Origin of the sequence: Curtobacterium sp. HSID17257 (genome assembly GCF_003989515.1) — a bacterium.
Classification (GTDB): domain Bacteria; phylum Actinomycetota; class Actinomycetes; order Actinomycetales; family Microbacteriaceae; genus Curtobacterium.
Genome location: NZ_RBLU01000070.1, coordinates 1 through 16,767, shown reverse-complemented (window position 1 = coordinate 16,767; position 16,767 = coordinate 1). Strand labels below are relative to the sequence as shown.

General features: G+C 73.1%; 15 protein-coding genes. 14 read left to right on the top strand and 1 reads right to left on the bottom strand.

All coding sequences use genetic code 11. The features are described from left to right. Positions 1 to 262 precede the first annotated feature (262 nt). The 5 genes from gatC to D8M35_RS11185 all read left to right on the top strand — a co-directional run bounded on the left by gatC (position 263) and on the right by D8M35_RS11185 (position 5,564). A complete protein-coding gene (gatC, locus tag D8M35_RS11205; protein WP_058728900.1) occupies positions 263 to 562 on the top strand; it encodes an Asp-tRNA(Asn)/Glu-tRNA(Gln) amidotransferase subunit GatC in 300 nt (99 codons plus the stop codon). Next, complete coding sequence (gene gatA / locus D8M35_RS11200) at positions 559 to 2,106, top strand: Asp-tRNA(Asn)/Glu-tRNA(Gln) amidotransferase subunit GatA (protein ID WP_126891933.1); 1,548 nt, start codon at positions 559 to 561, stop codon at positions 2,104 to 2,106. The genes gatC and gatA overlap by 4 nt, the downstream gene beginning before the upstream one ends. Continuing rightward, a complete protein-coding gene (gene gatB / locus D8M35_RS11195; RefSeq protein WP_126891932.1) occupies positions 2,106 to 3,611 on the top strand; it encodes an Asp-tRNA(Asn)/Glu-tRNA(Gln) amidotransferase subunit GatB in 1,506 nt (501 codons plus the stop codon). The genes gatA and gatB overlap by 1 nt, the downstream gene beginning before the upstream one ends. Before the next feature lie 124 nt (positions 3,612 to 3,735). Beyond that, complete coding sequence (locus D8M35_RS11190; RefSeq protein WP_126891931.1) at positions 3,736 to 4,821, top strand: type III polyketide synthase; 1,086 nt, start codon at positions 3,736 to 3,738, stop codon at positions 4,819 to 4,821. 59 nt (positions 4,822 to 4,880) lie between these two features. Then, positions 4,881 to 5,564, top strand: a complete 684-nt coding sequence (locus D8M35_RS11185) for a methyltransferase domain-containing protein (RefSeq protein WP_126891930.1) — start codon at positions 4,881 to 4,883, stop codon at positions 5,562 to 5,564. A gap of 91 nt (positions 5,565 to 5,655) precedes the next feature. Here D8M35_RS11185 and D8M35_RS11180 read toward each other — a convergent pair whose 3' ends face one another. Beyond that, positions 5,656 to 6,708 (bottom strand): zinc-dependent alcohol dehydrogenase family protein, encoded by a 1,053-nt coding sequence (locus D8M35_RS11180; RefSeq protein ID WP_126891929.1) that lies wholly within the window; start codon positions 6,706 to 6,708, stop codon positions 5,656 to 5,658. Positions 6,709 to 6,805: 97 nt separating this feature from the next. Between D8M35_RS11180 and D8M35_RS11175 the strand changes: the two genes are divergently transcribed. From D8M35_RS11175 to D8M35_RS11135, 9 genes are all read left to right on the top strand, one after another. Beyond that, the gene (locus D8M35_RS11175) at positions 6,806 to 7,738 is read left to right on the top strand and encodes a DUF3097 domain-containing protein (protein ID WP_238638198.1); all 933 of its coding nucleotides are present in this window, start codon (positions 6,806 to 6,808) and stop codon (positions 7,736 to 7,738) included. Positions 7,739 to 8,312: 574 nt separating this feature from the next. Next, positions 8,313 to 8,966, top strand: a complete 654-nt coding sequence (locus D8M35_RS11170; protein WP_126891927.1) for a spermidine/putrescine ABC transporter substrate-binding protein — start codon at positions 8,313 to 8,315, stop codon at positions 8,964 to 8,966. Between the two features lie 138 nt (positions 8,967 to 9,104). Further along, positions 9,105 to 9,506, top strand: coding sequence for a DUF3054 domain-containing protein (locus D8M35_RS11165; protein WP_126891926.1), 402 nt, complete (start codon positions 9,105 to 9,107; stop codon positions 9,504 to 9,506). 84 nt (positions 9,507 to 9,590) lie between these two features. Continuing rightward, positions 9,591 to 11,165 (top strand): inositol monophosphatase family protein, encoded by a 1,575-nt coding sequence (locus D8M35_RS11160; protein WP_126891925.1) that lies wholly within the window; start codon positions 9,591 to 9,593, stop codon positions 11,163 to 11,165. Positions 11,166 to 11,278: 113 nt separating this feature from the next. Further along, positions 11,279 to 12,124 (top strand): hypothetical protein, encoded by an 846-nt coding sequence (locus D8M35_RS17060; protein WP_238638197.1) that lies wholly within the window; start codon positions 11,279 to 11,281, stop codon positions 12,122 to 12,124. 59 nt (positions 12,125 to 12,183) lie between these two features. After that, positions 12,184 to 13,260 carry an ATP-binding cassette domain-containing protein gene (locus D8M35_RS11150; protein WP_126891924.1) on the top strand — a complete coding sequence of 359 codons (1,077 nt, stop codon included), beginning with the start codon at positions 12,184 to 12,186 and terminating at the stop codon, positions 13,258 to 13,260. After that, positions 13,257 to 14,102 (top strand): ABC transporter permease, encoded by an 846-nt coding sequence (locus D8M35_RS11145; RefSeq protein WP_126891923.1) that lies wholly within the window; start codon positions 13,257 to 13,259, stop codon positions 14,100 to 14,102. The genes D8M35_RS11150 and D8M35_RS11145 overlap by 4 nt, the downstream gene beginning before the upstream one ends. 149 nt (positions 14,103 to 14,251) lie before the next feature. After that, positions 14,252 to 16,153 carry an amino acid transporter gene (locus tag D8M35_RS11140; RefSeq protein WP_238638199.1) on the top strand — a complete coding sequence of 634 codons (1,902 nt, stop codon included), beginning with the start codon at positions 14,252 to 14,254 and terminating at the stop codon, positions 16,151 to 16,153. After that, the coding region (locus tag D8M35_RS11135; protein WP_148113361.1) for a DMT family transporter at positions 16,150 to 16,767 on the top strand (618 nt) is incomplete at its 3' end. The genes D8M35_RS11140 and D8M35_RS11135, both read left to right, overlap by 4 nt.

Here is a 16,767-nt window from a genome sequence, read left to right as displayed (position 1 = left end):
GGGCGCGGCTGCCGGCGCGACGTCGACCGGGACGGGCACGTCCGGCGGCGCCCCGGGAACCGGAACCGGCGGGACGGCCCAGCAGCCACCGTCGCACGGGTAGGCGGCGGCGAGGACGCGACGGTCTGGAGGCCCGGTGCCGGTCCGCCGGACCGGCACCGGGCCTCCGTACCGGTTCTCCACAGCCCCGGTCACCGTGGTGCCGCCGCCGGACGCGGCCAATAGACTGGTGCGCATTCCACGAACCGATCGACGGAGCACCATGCCTGACATCACGAGCGAGCAGGTCGCCCACCTGGCGAACCTCGCACGTATCGCACTCACGCCCGACGAGATCGAGAAGCTGACCGGGGAGCTGTCGCACATCGTCGAGAGCGTCGCCAAGGTCGCCGAGGTCGCGACCGACGACGTCCCGGCGACGAGCCACCCGGTGCCGCTCGGCAACGTCACCCGACCCGACGTGGTGGGGCAGACGCTGACACAGGAGCAGGCGCTCTCCGGTGCGCCCGACTCCGACGGCGAACGGTTCCGCGTGACGGCCATCCTGGGAGAAGAACAGTGACCGACGACCTCACCCGCCTCAGCGCGGCCGCCCTCGCCGACGCCCTCGTGGCGCGCGACGTCTCGAGCGTCGAGGCCACCCAGGCCCACCTCGACCGGATCGCAGCGGTCGACGGCGACGTGCACGCGTTCCTGCACGTCAACGAGAACGCCCTCGCGGCGGCGCGGTCGATCGACTCGCGCCGCGCCGCGGGCGACGACCTCGGTGCACTCGCCGGTGTGCCGATCGCGATCAAGGACGTCCTGTGCACGCAGGACATGCCGACCACCTCGGGGTCGAAGATCCTCGAGGGCTGGCGGCCGCCCTACGACGCCACCCCGGTCGCGAAGCTCCGCGCCGCCGGCCTCGTGCCGCTCGGCAAGACCAACATGGACGAGTTCGCGATGGGCTCGACGACCGAGTTCTCGGCGTACGGCCCGACGCGCAACCCGTGGGACCTCGACCGGATCCCCGGCGGGTCCGGCGGTGGTTCGGCAGCAGCCGTCGCCGCGCACGAGGCACCCTTCGCCCTCGGCTCCGACACCGGTGGCTCGATCCGTCAGCCCGGTGCCGTCACGGGCACGGTCGGCGTGAAGCCGACGTACGGCGGGGTCAGCCGGTACGGCGCGATCGCACTGGCGTCGTCGCTCGACCAGATCGGCCCGGTGTCCCGCACGGTCCTCGACGCCGCGCTGCTGCACGACGTCATCGGCGGGCACGACCCGAAGGACTCCACGTCGATCCCGGACGCCTGGCCGTCGATGGCCGCCGCCGCGCGCGAGGGCCTGCAGGCCGACACGCTGCGTGGGCTCAAGGTCGGCATCGTCAAGGAGCTCGCGGGGGGCGAGGGCTTCCAGGCCGGCGTCACGCAGCGCTTCCGCGAGACGGTCGCGATCCTCGAGCAGGCGGGCGCCGAGGTGGTCGAGATCGACGCTCCGTCGTTCGCGTACGCCATCAGCGCGTACTACCTGATCCTCCCGGCCGAGGCATCGTCGAACCTCGCGAAGTTCGACTCGGTCCGCTTCGGCCTGCGGGTGACGCCCGAGAACGGTGCCACCGTCGAGGACGTCATGGCCGCCACACGCGAGGCCGGTTTCGGCCCCGAGGTGAAGCGCCGCATCATCCTCGGCACCTACGCACTGAGCGCCGGGTACTACGACGCCTACTACGGCTCCGCGCAGAAGGTCCGCACCCTGGTGCAGCGTGACTTCGCGGCGGCGTTCGACCAGGTCGACCTGCTCATCAGCCCGTCGGCGCCGACGACGGCCTTCCCGCTCGGGGAGCGCCTCGACGACCCGCTGTCGATGTACCTCAACGACCTCACGACGATCCCGGCGAACCTCGCCGGTGTCCCCGGCATGAGCATCCCGAACGGCCTCGCGCCCGAGGACTCCCTGCCGACCGGCGTGCAGCTCATGGCTCCGCAGCGCGAGGACGCCCGCCTCTACCGGTACGGCGCCGCCCTCGAGCGCCTGCTCGAGCAGCAGTGGGGCCGCCCGCTCATCGACAGCATCCCGGACCTCGACCAGTCTCAGCAGTCCGCTGCGCAGGAAGGTGTGATCTGATGGCGCAGAAGGACGCGCTGATGGACTTCGACGAGGCGCTCGAGCGCTTCGAGCCGGTGCTCGGCTTCGAGGTCCACGTCGAGCTCGCGACGAAGACCAAGATGTTCTCGGACGCCCCGAACTTCTTCGGTGGCGAGCCGAACACGAACGTGACCCCGGTCGACCTCGGGCTTCCCGGGTCGCTGCCGGTCGTGAACGAGCAGGCCGTGCGCTACTCGATCCAGCTCGGGCTCGCACTCGGCTGCTCGATCGCCGAGAGCTCGCGGTTCGCCCGGAAGAACTACTACTACCCGGACAACCCGAAGAACTACCAGATCTCGCAGTACGACGAGCCGATCGCGTTCGAGGGCGAGGTCGAGGTCGAGCTCGCCGACGGCACGATCTTCCAGGTGCCGATCGAGCGCGCCCACATGGAGGAAGACGCCGGCAAGCTGACGCACGTCGGCGGCGCCACCGGCCGCATCCAGGGCGCCGAGTACTCGCTCGTCGACTACAACCGCGCCGGCGTCCCGCTCGTCGAGATCGTCACGAAGCCGATCTTCGGCGCGAAGGACCGCGCTCCCGAGCTCGGCGCCGCGTACGTCCAGGTCATCCGTGACCTCGTCCGTGCGCTCGGCGTGTCCGAGGCTCGCATGGAGCGCGGCAACCTGCGCTGCGACGCGAACATCTCGCTGCGTCCGTGGGGCCAGGAGAAGCTCGGTACCCGGACGGAGACGAAGAACGTCAACTCGTTCCGCGCGGTCGAGCGTGCCATCCGCTACGAGATCCAGCGCCAGGCCGCGATCCTCGCCGCGGGCGGGACGATCACGCAGGAGACGCGGCACTGGCACGAGGACACCGGTCGCACCTCGGCCGGGCGACCGAAGTCCGACGCCGACGACTACCGCTACTTCCCGGAGCCCGACCTGCTGCCGGTCGTGCCGGACCCCGCCGTGGTCGAGGAGCTCCGGGCGTCCCTGCCCGAGGCGCCCGTCTCCCGCCGTCGCCGTCTGAAGGGCGACTGGGGCTTCAGCGACCTCGAGTTCCAGGACGTCGTCAACGGCGGACTGCTCGACGAGGTCGAGGCCACCGTCGCCGCCGGCGCGTCGCCGCAGGCCGCGCGCAAGTGGTGGACGGGCGAGATCAGCCGTGTCGCGAACGCGCAGGACGCCACCCCCGGCGACCTCGTCTCGCCGCAGCACGTCGCCGAGACGATCGCGCTCGTCGAGTCCGGCGACCTGACCGACCGTCTGGCACGCCAGGTGCTCGAGGGCGTCATCGCGGGCGAGGGCTCGCCGGCGCAGGTCGTCGAGGCCCGCGGGCTGAAGGTCGTCTCGGACGACTCCGCGCTGACCGCCGCCGTCGACCAGGCACTCGCCGCCCAGCCGGACGTCCTCGCCAAGATCCGGGACGGCAAGGTCCAGGCCGCCGGCGCCATCATCGGCGCCGTCATGAAGGCCATGCAGGGCCAGGCCGACGCGGCGCGCGTCCGCGAGCTGGTGCTGGAGCGCGCGCAGCAGGCGTAGCGCCCGCACGCGACGGACGGGAGGCACGGTGCCGGCTGGCACCGTGCCTCCCGTCCGTCCGCCGGCGGCGACCAGGGCCGGGCCAACCTGGGGACACGTCAGCGACCCGGTGACAGGATGAGGAGTGACCGCAACGATCCGCGCCATCGGGACCGCCGTCCCCGACACCACCCTCGACCAGGGTTCGGTGCGTGACCTGTTCGCCCGCCAGCCGGACCTCGGTCGGCTGGGGGCACGGATCGTCCCCGCCGCGTTCGACGCTTCCGCCGTCGATCACCGGCACACCGTCATCGAGGAGCTCGACGCCTCGCGGCCGGGAGGCCTGTTCCGACAGGACTCCGGCGAGCTCGTGTCGCCGTCCACCGGCACCCGCAACGACCGCTACCGGGACCTCGCCCCCGCGCTCTTCGTCGCGGCCGCGCGGGACGCGGTCGAGCGTGCCGGGGTGTCTCCGGACCGCGTCACGCACCTGGTGACCGTCTCGTGCACGGGGTTCACGCAGCCCGGACCGGACATCGACGTCGTCGACCAGCTCGGACTGCCCGCCGGGGTCTTCCGCCACCACATCGGCTTCATGGGGTGCTGCGCGGCGTTCCCGGCGCTCCGGATCGCGGCGGCCTTCGCCGAAGCGGACCCCGACGCCGTCGTGCTCGTCGTCTGCGCGGAGCTCTGCACCCTGCACGTCCGCGCGTCGGACGACCCGGACCAGATCGTCGCCAACAGCGTGTTCGGGGACGGCGCCGCAGCGGTCGTCGTGACCGCCGGCGGGCCGGGTCTGCGCATCGAGCGCTTCGCGACGGCGACGGTGCCCGAGGGTGCGTCGGAGATGGCCTGGAACATCGGCGACGAGGGCTTCGAGATGGTGCTCTCGACCGCGGTGCCGAAGCTCGTCGGCGTGCACGTGCCGGCTGCCGTCACCGCGCTCCTCGGCGAGGGGGAGATCTTCGCCGACGTGCCCGTGTGGGCGGTGCACCCGGGCGGGCGTGCGATCCTCGACCGGGCGCAGGACGCCCTCGAGCTGCCCGACACCGCTGTCGCGTCGAGTCGAGCCGTCCTCCGGGACCACGGCAACATGTCGAGCGCGACCGTGCTGTTCGTGCTCCGGGACGCCGTCGAGCAAGGGATCGCACCGGGGTCTCCCGTCGCGGCGGTCGCGTTCGGACCCGGACTGACGGTGGAGAGCGCGAGGCTGACGGCGGTCGAGGCGTGAACGACCGGGCCTGGTCCGCGCGTGGCGCCGACGACGGGCGCGAGCCCGGATCCCGTGCAGTGGACCTCCGGCAACGGGACACGGACCTCCAGGAGCTGATGGACGACCCGGGCTGCGACCCGCGGGTGCTCGACCGGACCTTCCGACGGTTCGCCGTGGTGAACGCCCTGGTGAGCGGTTGGCGTGCCGTCTGGCGCACGCACGTCGTCCCGGCGCTGCCGCCGAGCGGTCGCGCCCGCGTGCTCGACCTCGGGTGCGGCGGCGGGGACCTCGCCCGTTCGCTCGTGCGGTGGGCCGGCAGCGACGGCTTCTCGCTCGAGGTCGTCGGCGTCGACCCCGACGAGCGGGCGATCACCGCGGCACGGCGGTCCGCGGCGCGCGGCGTGACGTTCCGGCAGGCCTCGAGCGCGGACCTCGTCGCGGCGGGCGAGCGGTTCGACGTCGTCGTGTCGAACCACGTGCTGCACCACCTCGACGACGACGCCCGGGCCGGCTTCCTGGCCGACTCCGAGCAGCTGGCGACCGGACGGAGCCTGCACTCCGACATCCGACGGTCGCGGCAGGCCTACCGGGCGTACGCGCTGGCGTCGCCGCTCGTGTCCGCCGGCACGTTCGTCCGGGTGGACGGACTCCGCTCCATCCGCCGGTCGTTCACGGTCCCCGAGCTGCAGGAGGCGCTCCCGGCGGGGTGGACCGCCGAGCGGGCGGCACCGCACCGGGTGCTCGCGGTGCGGGACGCCTGACGGGCTTCGCCGGGCGTTGACGGGCGCTGCCGGGTGCCGGGTCCGGGGTGGGCAGCGTGTGCCGCCGACCCGGACCCGGAGCCCCTCGTCGCTACGGACGCAGCAGCACCTTGATCGCGCGTCGCTCGTCCATCGCCGCGTACGCCTCGGCTGCCTGGTCGAGGGGCAGCTCGAGGTCGAACACCTTGCCCGGCTCGATCGTCCGCGACAGCACGTCCGGCAGCAGCTCCTCGATGTACGCGCGGGCCGGGGCCATGCCGCCGCCGACCGTGATGTTCTTCGCGAACAGGAACGGCATCGGCAGCTCCGGGTCGCCGGCGGGGACACCGACGTAGCCGACGTTGCCGCCGGGACGGACGACCCGCAGCGCCTGGTCCATGCTCTCCGCGGTGCCGACGGCCTCGAGGGCGCAGTCGGCGAGCTCCCCGCCGAGCAGCTCGCGCACGGCGGCGATGCCCTGGTCACCGCGGGTCTCGACGATGTCCGTCGCGCCGAACTCCCGCGCCAGCGCCTGACGGTCGGCGTGCCGGCTCATCGCGATGATGCGCTCGGCACCCAGCCGCGACGCCGCGAGCACCGCGGACAGGCCGACCGCGCCGTCGCCGACGACCACGACGGTCTTGCCGGGGCCGACCTCGGCCGACACCGCAGCGTGGTGCCCGGTCGAGAACACGTCGGACAGCGTGAGGAGCGAGGGCACGAGGTCGTCGTCCACCGGGCCGGGGACCTTCACGAGCGTCGCCGCCGCGTCGGGCACGCGCACGTACTCGGACTGGGCGCCGCCGATGGGGTGGCCGTAGGCGTCGGTCGTACCGCCGAAGATCGAGCTGTGCTCGCAGCCGCTCGTCATGCCGTGCGTGCACGCCTGGCAGGTGCCGTCGTTCGTCGTGAACGGCGCGATGACGAAGTCGCCCGCAGCGAGGTCGGTGACGTCGGCACCGACGGACTCGACGACGCCGACGAACTCGTGTCCGATCGTGTGGGCCTGCTCGGTCCCGCGGACGCCGCGGTAGGGCCAGAGGTCGGAGCCGCAGACGCAGGACGCGGTCACCTTGACGACGGCGTCGCTGGGCTCGATGACGGTGGGGGTGTCGCGCTCCTCGACGCGGATGTCTCGGGGGGCGTGGATGACGGTTGCGCGCACGGGGTGGCCTTCCGATCGTGGGGGTGGACGCGGCGCGTACCGTGACGCGCCAGGGTGCCGGCGCCGTTGCGGGACCCGTCGACACTACGCTTCCCGGGTGGACGACGACCGCTACGGCAGTGACGTGCTCTCGGGCGACTGGCGCTCGAAGGGCGTCAAGAAGGTGCGGCAGGTGCCGCTCGAACGCGACATGGTGCTCGAGGACCCGGACTCCGGGTGGGCGGGCGCCGTCGTCGGGCTCGAGGCGGGCAACGTCTCCCTGGAGGACTGGAAGGGTCGCACCCGCGCCTTTCCCTTCACCGGACAGTTCCTGCTCGAGGGCGAACTCGTCACCCTCGGCCGTCCGCAGGCTCCGGTGGGCCGGTCCGCGGCGGCCGCGCCGCCCGCACGCTCCGTCGGGACGGCCGGGAGGCCCGCAGCGGCCCCGGCGGTCCGGCACGCCTCCGACGGTGGCCGGCTCCGCACCGCGTCCGGTTCGTTCGCCGTCGAGCAGCAGCGGGCACGCGTGGCGCTGCCCTCCCGGATCATGGTCGAGGGCAAGCACGACGCCGAGCTCGTGGAGAAGGTCTGGGGAACCGACCTGCGCGTCGAGGGCGTCGTCGTCGAGGAGCTCTCCGGCGTCGACAACCTGGCGGACGTCCTCGAGGAGTTCCGCCCGACCCGCGAGCGTCGCGTCGGTGTCCTGGTCGACCACCTCGTGCCGGGGTCGAAGGAGTCCCGCTTCGCCGACGCCGTGATGCGCGGGAAGTGGGGCGCGCACGTCCTCGTCGTCGGGCACCCGTTCGTCGACGTCTGGCAGTCGGTGAAGCCGTCGCGGCTCGGGCTCGAGGCGTGGCCGACGATCCCGCGGTCCGTCGAGTGGAAGAAGGGCATCTGCCAGCACCTCGGGTGGCCCGCCGAGGAGCAGGCCGACATCGCCCGTGCGTGGCAGCGGATCCTCGGGCAGGTCCGGACCTTCGCCGACCTGGAGCCGCAGCTGCTCGGACGTGTCGAGGAGCTCATCGACTTCGTGACCGAGCCGAGGGCCTGACCCGCCACCCGCCGACGTCCCCTCCGCGGCGGAGGCGCCCCGTGCCTCCCGGCCGTCGGCGTCCGCGTTCCCGTTCCCGGCCCCGTCCCGTCCCGTCCCCGAACGGGCGAAATCCGCGCCTCCGTGGGCGGTCCCGTTCCCGTTTCCGCCCGTTCGCGCGCTGTGCCTGCTCGATGTCGGGCGCTGGGTTGCCGGGCGGGCGGAATCCGCGCTTCCGGGGGCACTCCCGTTCCCGTTTCCGCCCGTTCGCGTTCCTGGGTGGGGGGATGCCGGGCGCGGGGTGCCGGGCGGGCGGAATCCGCGCCTCCGGGGGCGGTCCCGTTTCCGCTTCCGCCCGTTCGCGCACTGTGCCTGGTCGATGTCGGGCGCTGGGTTGCCGGGCGGGCGGAACCCGCGCCTCCGCGTGGGCTCCCGTTCCCGTTCCCGCCCGTTCGCGCCTTGTGCTGCGACGATGCCCCGCGCGCGGGTTCACGCGAGCGGGCGGAACCCGCGGGCCCTTCGGCGCGCACGGTGCGTTTCCGCCCGCTCGGGTGTGCTCCGGGGGCTACCGCGCCCCGCGGCCTACTGTTGAGGGATGGACGGCATCGACGGTCGCGTACGGAGCGCGGTCGACGTGTGGTTGCGCTGGCTGCCGCGGTGGCAGATCGGGACCGCACGGCCCCGGACGCGCATCTGCCGGAAGTGCACCGGGTCACCGATCGCCTCGGCCGCGGGCTTCGGGCCGGACGTGCCGCACGCCGTCCAGCACGCGTTGATCGGTCGGATCTCGACCATCGTCGAGGACGCCGTCGACGAGTACACCGCGAAGAACCTCCCGCTGCTGCAGCGCGAGCTCGAACGGGCAGCGGCGAGGAAGCGGCACGCGGGGTACCAGCCGACCGAGGGCCTCTCGCCGGAGTTCCAGGGGCTCGACGTGGACCCGGAGCCCTCGCCGGGGGAACCGTTCCTCTTCACCCTCGACGAGATGACGGGCACGGGGGCGGGGGAGCAGACGCCGCGCGAGCCGCTGTCCGACGAGGCGAAGGCAGCACTCCGGCACGAGATCGCCCTGTCGGACGAGTGCGCGCGCGCGACGGGGACGGCCGTGTGCCTGGCCCTCGTCGAGCACCGTCCACGCATCGCCGAGGCCGTCGAGCGCCTCGTGGAACCGCAGATCGCAGCGCTGGTCACCGACATGTTCCGCGGGTTCGACGGACCGGAGGGTACTGGGCGCCCCGGGCTCTTCTGACCGCGGGGCACGACGCCGGGACTCCGCGGCGGCGCGGCGCCGCGACTCCGTGACGCCGAAACGCTCCGACGCAGCGACGGCGGACCAGCGACCGTGCACGTGTCTCCCGCGGTGGTCCGGCCGCGGGACAATGGACGGGTGACTCGCACCTGGGGCTGGCTCGCAGCCGTCGTCGACATCGTCCTCATCGTCGTGTTCGCGCTCATCGGGCGGTCCTCGCACGCCGAGGCGACGACGTTCGCCGGGACCTGGACCACGGCGTACCCGTTCCTGGCGGGCTGGCTGGTCGGCTACCTGGTCGTGCGCGGCTGGCGGCACCCGCTCCGGCTGTGGCCGACCGGTGTGGTCGTCTGGGTGGCGACGGTCGCGATCGGCATGCTGCTCCGGGTGCTGACCGGGCAGGGCGACGTCGCGGGCGATCCGTTGCCGCTGTCGTTCGTGATCGTGGCGACGATCGTCCTGGCGGTCTTCCTGCTGGGGTGGCGTCTGGTCGTCGGACTCGTCCTCCGTGCCGGACGCCGGGGCCGCGGTCGCGCCTGAGCGCTGGACCGGACTCCGCTCCACCACCGCGTCCGTTCACCCGCCGGTCACCCACCCGCCACCCGCGGCCGGGAGCATGCCGGGATGACGACGCTCGACCACGCCACCGTCGGCCCGGACCACGACGGCCGCGCAGCGAGGACCCTCCCGCGTCTCGTCGCGCGTCGTGGCGCGCCCCGGGTCCGACGCGAGGACACCCTGCCGTCCATCGCCGTCGCCGAGGCCCTCGGCGCCGACGTGGTCGAGGTCGACGTCCGCCGGACGGCCGACGGCGTCGCGGTCCTGCTGCTCGACGAGACCCTCGGTCGGCTCTGGGGCGACCCGCGCCGCGTCGCCGACGTCTCGTGGTGCGAGGTCGCCCGGCTCGGGAACGGGCTCGACCGCATCCCGCGCCTGGACGCCGTGCTGGAACGGCTCGACGGCTGCCGGGCCGCCCTCCTGCTCCACGTCGTCGACCCCGCCGACGCCCTGGTCGCGACGAGGACGGTCGCGGCGTCCACCTGGGACACCGTGGTCGCGTGGACGGGGACGCCCCCGGTGCTCGCCGCGGTCCGTGCAGCACTGCCGAGCGCCGACACGTGGCTCCCGTGGGAGTCGCTCGACGTCCCGACCGCCGAGGACACGGCGGAGCTCCGACCGTCGACCCTGGTGCTCGATGACGTGTTCCTCACGCCGGACACGGTCGCCGCCGCGCACGACCTCGGCGTCGCGGTCGCCGTGCGGACCGTCGACGAGCCCGAGCCCGTCCGCTGGGCGGCGCGCACCGGAGCGGACCTCGTGGCCACCGACGACGTCGCGTCCGCCCGGGCCGTGCTGGCCGGCGGCGAGCGCGACGGCTGGGCACTGCCCGAGCGCGAACCCACCGAGGAGGAGGTCGGCACGCGTGCCCAGGCGCTCGCCCACCGCATCGCGCACGAGGTGATCGCCTTCACCCGCGAGCACCCGGTCGGCCAGGTCGGGACGAAGCGCGGCGTCGGCGGTCCGGTCACCGACGTCGACCGTGCGGTCGAGCGACTCGTCCGTGCCCGCGTCCGTGCGGCCTTCCCCACGCACGGGTTCACGGGCGAGGAGTACGGCACGGCACCGGGCGACCGGCACCACTGGTACCTCGACCCGGTCGACGGCACGACGAACCTGGTCAACGGGGTGCCCTGGACGGCGATGTCGCTGTGCCTGACCCGCGGCGGGCAGCCCCTCGTCGGGGTCGTGGCCGACCCGTGGCGCGGCGAGGTCCTCGAGGCCCGGCGCGGCCGGGGTGCGGTGCTCCGCGACACACCGCTGCACCTCGACGACACGCCTCGGGCGCTCGCCGGGTCCGTCGTCGGCGTCGAGTTCGGTAGACCGGGGGCGCGGGACGGGGCCGGGAGGCTCGTGGCCGCGCTGGCGGACCGCGCCTGCGCCGTGCGCGTGATGGGTTCCAGCACGTTGACGGTCGCGCAGGTCGCCGCCGGTCGCGGGGTCGGCGGCTGCGTCCCGTCGTTCGATCCGGTGGACCACGGCGCGGCGGTGCTGCTCGTGCACGAGGCCGGGGGAGTGGTCCTCACCCTCGACGGCCCCGCGGTCGGCTTCCCGCGGGCAGGGCAGCCCTTCCTCGTCGCGCACCCGGGTACGGCCGACGAGCTCTTCGCGATCTGGTCGACGGCTCTCGGCGCGCGCTGACACCGCTCTCGGCTGCTTCTGTGCAGCCGTACAGCCAGTGGTCGTCGGCGCTGCCTAGGTTGGTGTCGACGGACGCTCCCGACCGGGACGGACCGCACCGAAGGAGCAACGACATGGGATTCCTCGACCGACTGCTCGGCCGTCCTGATCGCGACCGCGACCAGCAGGGCGGGTGGGGCCAGCCGCAGCAACAGCAGCCGCAGCAGCCGACCCAGCAGGGCTACCGGTACGGGCAGCAGTCGTACCAGGTGCCGCCCGTCCAGCAGGGGCAGCAGTACGGCACCCCGCAGGGCCAGTACGGCACGCCGCAGTGGGGCGGACAGCAGCCGGGCGGACCGGGTGCACAGCAGCCCGGCGGCCAGCAGGACGCCTCGTCCGCAGAGGACCAGCGTGCCGTCGAGCGCTACCGCTACCTGCTCCGCACGGCTCCGCCCGAGCGCATCGAGGAGGTCCACGCCGAGGCGTTCGCGACCCTGACGCCCGAGCAGCGCCGGATGGTCTACGACGAGTTCACCCGCAGCGCTCCCGACGGCGAGGCACCCCGCGGCGACGACCCGCGGTCCCTGGCCCAGGCGGCGACCCGGTCGGAGATCCGGCAGCCCGGCTTCATGGAGCGCTCGCTCGGCGGGATGAACGGTGGTGCCGGTGCGATGGGGCAGCGCGGTGGTCCCTCGTTCGGCCGGATGATCGGTGCGTCGATCCTCGGCACGGTGGCCGGCTACGTCATCGGTTCAGCGATCATGAGCGCCTTCCTGCCCGACGCCGGATCGTTCGACGGCGGTACCGATGCTGCGGGCGACGGTGGTTCGGAGGACACTGGTGCCGACTCCGGTGACGGCGGGGCGTCCGATGCGGGCGCGTCCGACGGCGGCGGGTACGAGAACGCGGGCTGGGACGACGGCGGTGGTGACTTCGGCGGCGGCGGCTTCGGCGACTTCGGCGGTGACTTCGACGTCTGACTGACGGCGTCGCTCCCGCCGACCCCACACCACACCGACGTGGCCGACGAGGGAGCGACATGGCCATCATCGAGGCCTCCGGGCTGACCAAGACCTACCGATCGCGCTCGGGCCCGGTGCACGCACTGGCCGGGCTCGACCTCGCCGTCCCCGAGGGCACCGTCACGGCGCTCCTCGGGCCGAACGGCGCGGGCAAGACCACGACCGTCAAGGTCCTCACGACGCTCGTCACCCCGGACTCCGGTCGGGCGACGATCGACGGCATCGACGTGGTCGCCGACCCGCAGGCGACCCGGCGGTCCATCGGTGTCTCGGGGCAGTACGCCGCGGTCGACGAGAACCTGACCGGGGCCGAGAACCTCGAGATGATCGGCCGGTTGTACCACCTCGGACGACGGGCGGCGCGGCAGCGGGCCCGCGAGCTCATCGAGGTGTTCGACCTGTCCGAGGCCGGTGACCGCCCGGTGAAGGGCTTCTCCGGCGGGATGCGCCGCCGCATCGACCTCGCCGGCGCACTCGTGACGAACCCGCGGGTGCTGTTCCTCGACGAGCCGACGACCGGCCTCGACCCCCGGAGCCGGCTCGCGCTCTGGGGGATCATCGAGGGCCTGGTCGGCGACGGCGCCACCGTGCTCCTCACGACGCAGTACCTGGAGGAGGCCGACCAGCTCGCGGACGACATCGCCGTGATCGACGACGGACGGGTGATCGCCGAGGGCACCGCCGACCAGCTCAAGGCCCAGGTGGGCGGCCACCGGGTGGTCGTCACCCTGGTCGACGGGGACGACCGGGAGGCCGTGGTCACCGCCCTGCGTCGCCACGGCGTCGGTGACGTGGAGACCTCGGCCGACGGGCGGACCTCCGGCATCGCGGTCGAGGCCGGACCGCAGGCGCTCCAGCGGGTGCTCGCCGACCTCGGTGAGGCGGGCATCCGGCTGCACGACGCCGGCATGCGCCGGCCGACGCTCGACGACGTCTTCCTGCGCCTCACGGGTCACGCCGCCACGGCGGAGGACGGGGACGCGCCGGACGGTGGCGGCGGGGCGGGCGCGGGCCGTGCCTCCCGGCCGGGTCGACGTGACACGGTGCCGGCCGCCGGCGACGCGACCGACAGCACGCCGGAGCGTGTCCGGTGACCGCCGTCGGCGCACCGCGGCAGCAGCTGCCGGTGGTCGTGACGTCGCCCGTCGCGATCTGGTTCGAGGACGGCTGGACCGTCACGTGGCGGAACCTGACGAAGATCAAGCGCTCGCCGGACATGCTCGTGTTCGCGGTGCTGCAGCCGATCATGTTCGTGCTGCTCTTCAGCCAGGTGTACGGCGGAGCCATCCAGGTGCGGGGAACGGACTACACGCAGTTCCTCATGGCGGGCATCTTCGCGCAGACGGTCGTGTTCGGGGCGACCTTCTCGGGGTCGGCGATGGCGCAGGACCTCAAGGAGGGGCTGATCGACCGGTTCCGGACGCTTCCGATGTCGGCGTCGGCGGTGCTGGTGGGTCGGACGAACTCGGACCTGGTGCTCAACGCGATCTCGATGGTGATCATGATGCTGACCGGGCTCGCGGTCGGCTGGCGGGTCGGGTCGGCGCCGCACGAGTTCCTCGCCGGGGTCGGGCTGCTCCTGCTGTTCAGCTACGCGTTCAGCTGGGTGATGGCGCTGCTCGGGATGAGCGTCCGGACGCCGGAGGTCATCAACAACGCGTCCTTCATGGTGCTGTTCCCGCTGACCTTCATCTCGAACGCGTTCGTGCCCAGCGAGACGATGCCGCTGGTGCTGCGGGTGTTCGCCGAGTGGAACCCGGTGTCGTCGCTCGTGCAGGCCGCACGGGAGCTGTTCGGCAACGCCGGGACCGCGCCGGTGCCCGACGTCTGGACGATGCAGCACCCCGTCGCGACCGTCCTGGTCGGGATCGCGGTGATGCTCGTGGTGTTCGTGCCGCTGGCCGTCCGGAAGTACACCAGGATCAGCGCGGGCTGAGTCCGATCCACGGTCCCGCACGAGGGGTCCCCGAGGGTCACCGGGACCGCTTACGATCGACTCTCGTGACCGCGACCGAAGCCGAGCGTGCCGCCCAGGGCGGCGCCACCGGGCGACCCTCCGACCGCAGCGTGCGACTGCGCCGCTGGATGCTGCACGGAGCCGACCAGGGCGCCTCGCACCAGGGCCCCCACCAGGTCGAGGTCGAGAAGACCCACTCGTGGTGGCGGGTGATGTGCCTGACCGGTGTCGACTACTTCTCGACGCTCGGCTACCAGCCCGCCATCGCGGCGCTCGCCGCGGGGTTGCTGTCGCCGATCGCGACGATCGTGCTCGTGCTCGTGACCCTGTTCGGCGCCCTGCCCGTGTACCGGCGGGTGGCGTCGGACAGCTTCAGGGGCGCGGGCTCGATCATGATGCTCGAGAAGCTGCTGCCCTGGTGGGCCGGCAAGCTCTTCGTGCTCGTGCTGCTCGGGTTCGCCGTGACCGACTTCATGATCACGATGACGCTCTCGGCGGCCGACGCCACCGCACACATCGCCGAGAACCCGTTCACGCCGCACTGGTTCACCGAGATCCCGGTGCCGATCACGCTCGTGCTGCTGCTCCTGCTCGGCATCGTGTTCCTCCGCGGCTTCAAGGAGGCGATCGGCATCGCGGTCGGGCTCGTCGCGGTGTTCCTCCTGCTCAACGCGGTCGTCGTCGTGGTGGCGCTGTGGCACGTGTTCGAGCGCCCGGTCGTCGCGAGCGACTGGTGGTCGAACCTCACGGCGCAGCACAGCAACCCGCTCGTCATGATCGGGATCGCGCTGGTCGTGTTCCCGAAGCTCGCGCTCGGCCTGTCCGGGTTCGAGACGGGCGTCGCGGTGATGCCGCAGGTGCGGGGTGACGCCGGCGACGACCCGAACGGCCGTCCGGAGGGGCGCATCCGCGGCACGAAGCGCCTGCTGACGACCGCCGCGATCATCATGAGCACGTTCCTCATCACGTCCTCGATCGCCACGACCTTCCTCATCCCGCAGCAGGAGTTCCAGCCGGGCGGCGGGGCGAACGGCCGCGCGCTGGCGTTCCTGGCGCACGAGTACCTCGGCAACGTCTTCGGGTCCGTGTACGACGTCTCGACCGTGGCGATCCTGTGGTTCGCGGGTGCGAGCGCGATGGCCGGTCTGCTCAACCTCGTGCCGCGCTTCCTGCCCCGCTACGGCATGGCGCCGCAGTGGGCACGGGCGACGCGTCCGCTCGTGATCATCTTCACGCTGATCGCGTTCGCCATCACGATCATCTTCGAGGCGAACGTCGACGCGCAGGGCGGCGCGTACGCCACGGGTGTCCTCGTGCTCATCACGAGTGCGGCGGTCGCGGTGACGCTGTCGGCGCGACGGAAGCAGCAGAAGAAGCGCACGATCGGGTTCGGGATCATCGCGGTCGTGTTCGTCTACACGACGGTCGCGAACGTCATCGAACGTCCGGACGGCGTCCGCATCGCCGCGGTGTTCATCATCGCCATCGTCGTCGTGTCGCTGGTGTCCCGCGTGCGGCGCTCGTTCGAGCTCCGGGCGTCGTCGATCGAGTTGGACGCGACCGCCCGGCAGTTCATCGAGGCGGACGCCGACCAGTTCAGCTCGATCTGCATCATCGCGAACGAGCCGGGCGCCGGGACCGCCGAGGCGTACCGGTCGAAGGGGCGCGAGGAACGCCGCGACTCCGGGATCCCGGCACGCGTGCCGACGATGTTCCTCGAGGTGCTGCCCGCCGACTCGTCCGACTTCGAGGAGGACCTGGTCGTCGAGGGGCACGTCGTGCAGGGGCACCGGGTGCTGCGCGTCCGGTCGGGCAACGTGCCGAACACCATCGCGTCGACGCTGCTCGCCGTGCGGGACATCGCGGGCGTCGTGCCGAGCATCTACTTCGAGTGGAACGAGGGCAGCCCGATCCAGAACGCCCTGCGCTTCGTCTTCACCGGGGTCGGTGACGTCGCCCCGGTGACGCGCGAGGTCCTGCGCGAGGCGGAGCCGGACGTGCACCGGCGGCCGACGGTCCACGTGTCGTGACCGACCCGGCGGCGGTGGGGCGAGCCTCCCGTCCGGTGGGCGGTCCGCTGGCGGTCCTCGTCGCCGCCGCCGTCTGGGGGACCACGGGGACCGCGACCCACTTCGCGCCCGGCGTGCCGGCGGTCGTGTTCGGTGCGGTGACGTTCGGCCTCGGCGGGCTCGTGCTCGCCGCGACGACGGGTCGTTCCGCGGTGCGTGCCGTCGCCGGTCCCGGTTCCCGGCGGTGGGTGCTGCTCGGCGCGGTCTCGCTCGTCGTGTACGCGGTCGCGTTCTACGCGGCGCTCGCCGACGCGGGGGTCGCGCTCGGCACCACGGTGGCCATCGGGTCGTCGCCGCTCTTCGCCGGACTGGTCGAGTGGGTGGCGGACGCCAGGCGCGTGACCGGTCGCTGGGTCCTCGCCACCCTGGCGAGCGTGGTCGGCATGGTCGTCGTCACCCTCGCACGGTCCGAGGCGCCCGGCAGCGGGTCGCTGCCGCTCGGGCTGGGCAGTGCGCTCCTCGCCGGGCTGACGTACGCGACCTACTCGTGGGCGGTCGCGCGGGGGATGCACGCGGCGTCCGGGCCGCGCCCGGCGTCGTCGCTGCCGGGCACCGGGGCCGGCACCGCGCCCGAG

Bases quoted from the DNA above. Each gene is read 5' to 3' on its own strand.
- gatC (WP_058728900.1), top strand. From the start codon at position 263: ATGCCTGACATCACGAGCGAGCAGGTCGCCCACCTGGCGAACCTCGCA.
- gatB (WP_126891932.1), top strand. From the start codon at position 2,106: ATGGCGCAGAAGGACGCGCTGATGGACTTCGACGAGGCGCTCGAGCGC.
- D8M35_RS11170 (WP_126891927.1), top strand. From the start codon at position 8,313: ATGGACGGCATCGACGGTCGCGTACGGAGCGCGGTCGACGTGTGGTTG.
- D8M35_RS11160 (WP_126891925.1), top strand. From the start codon at position 9,591: ATGACGACGCTCGACCACGCCACCGTCGGCCCGGACCACGACGGCCGC.
- D8M35_RS17060 (WP_238638197.1), top strand. From the start codon at position 11,279: ATGGGATTCCTCGACCGACTGCTCGGCCGTCCTGATCGCGACCGCGAC.
- D8M35_RS11150 (WP_126891924.1), top strand. From the start codon at position 12,184: ATGGCCATCATCGAGGCCTCCGGGCTGACCAAGACCTACCGATCGCGC.
- D8M35_RS11140 (WP_238638199.1), top strand. From the start codon at position 14,252: ATGCTGCACGGAGCCGACCAGGGCGCCTCGCACCAGGGCCCCCACCAG.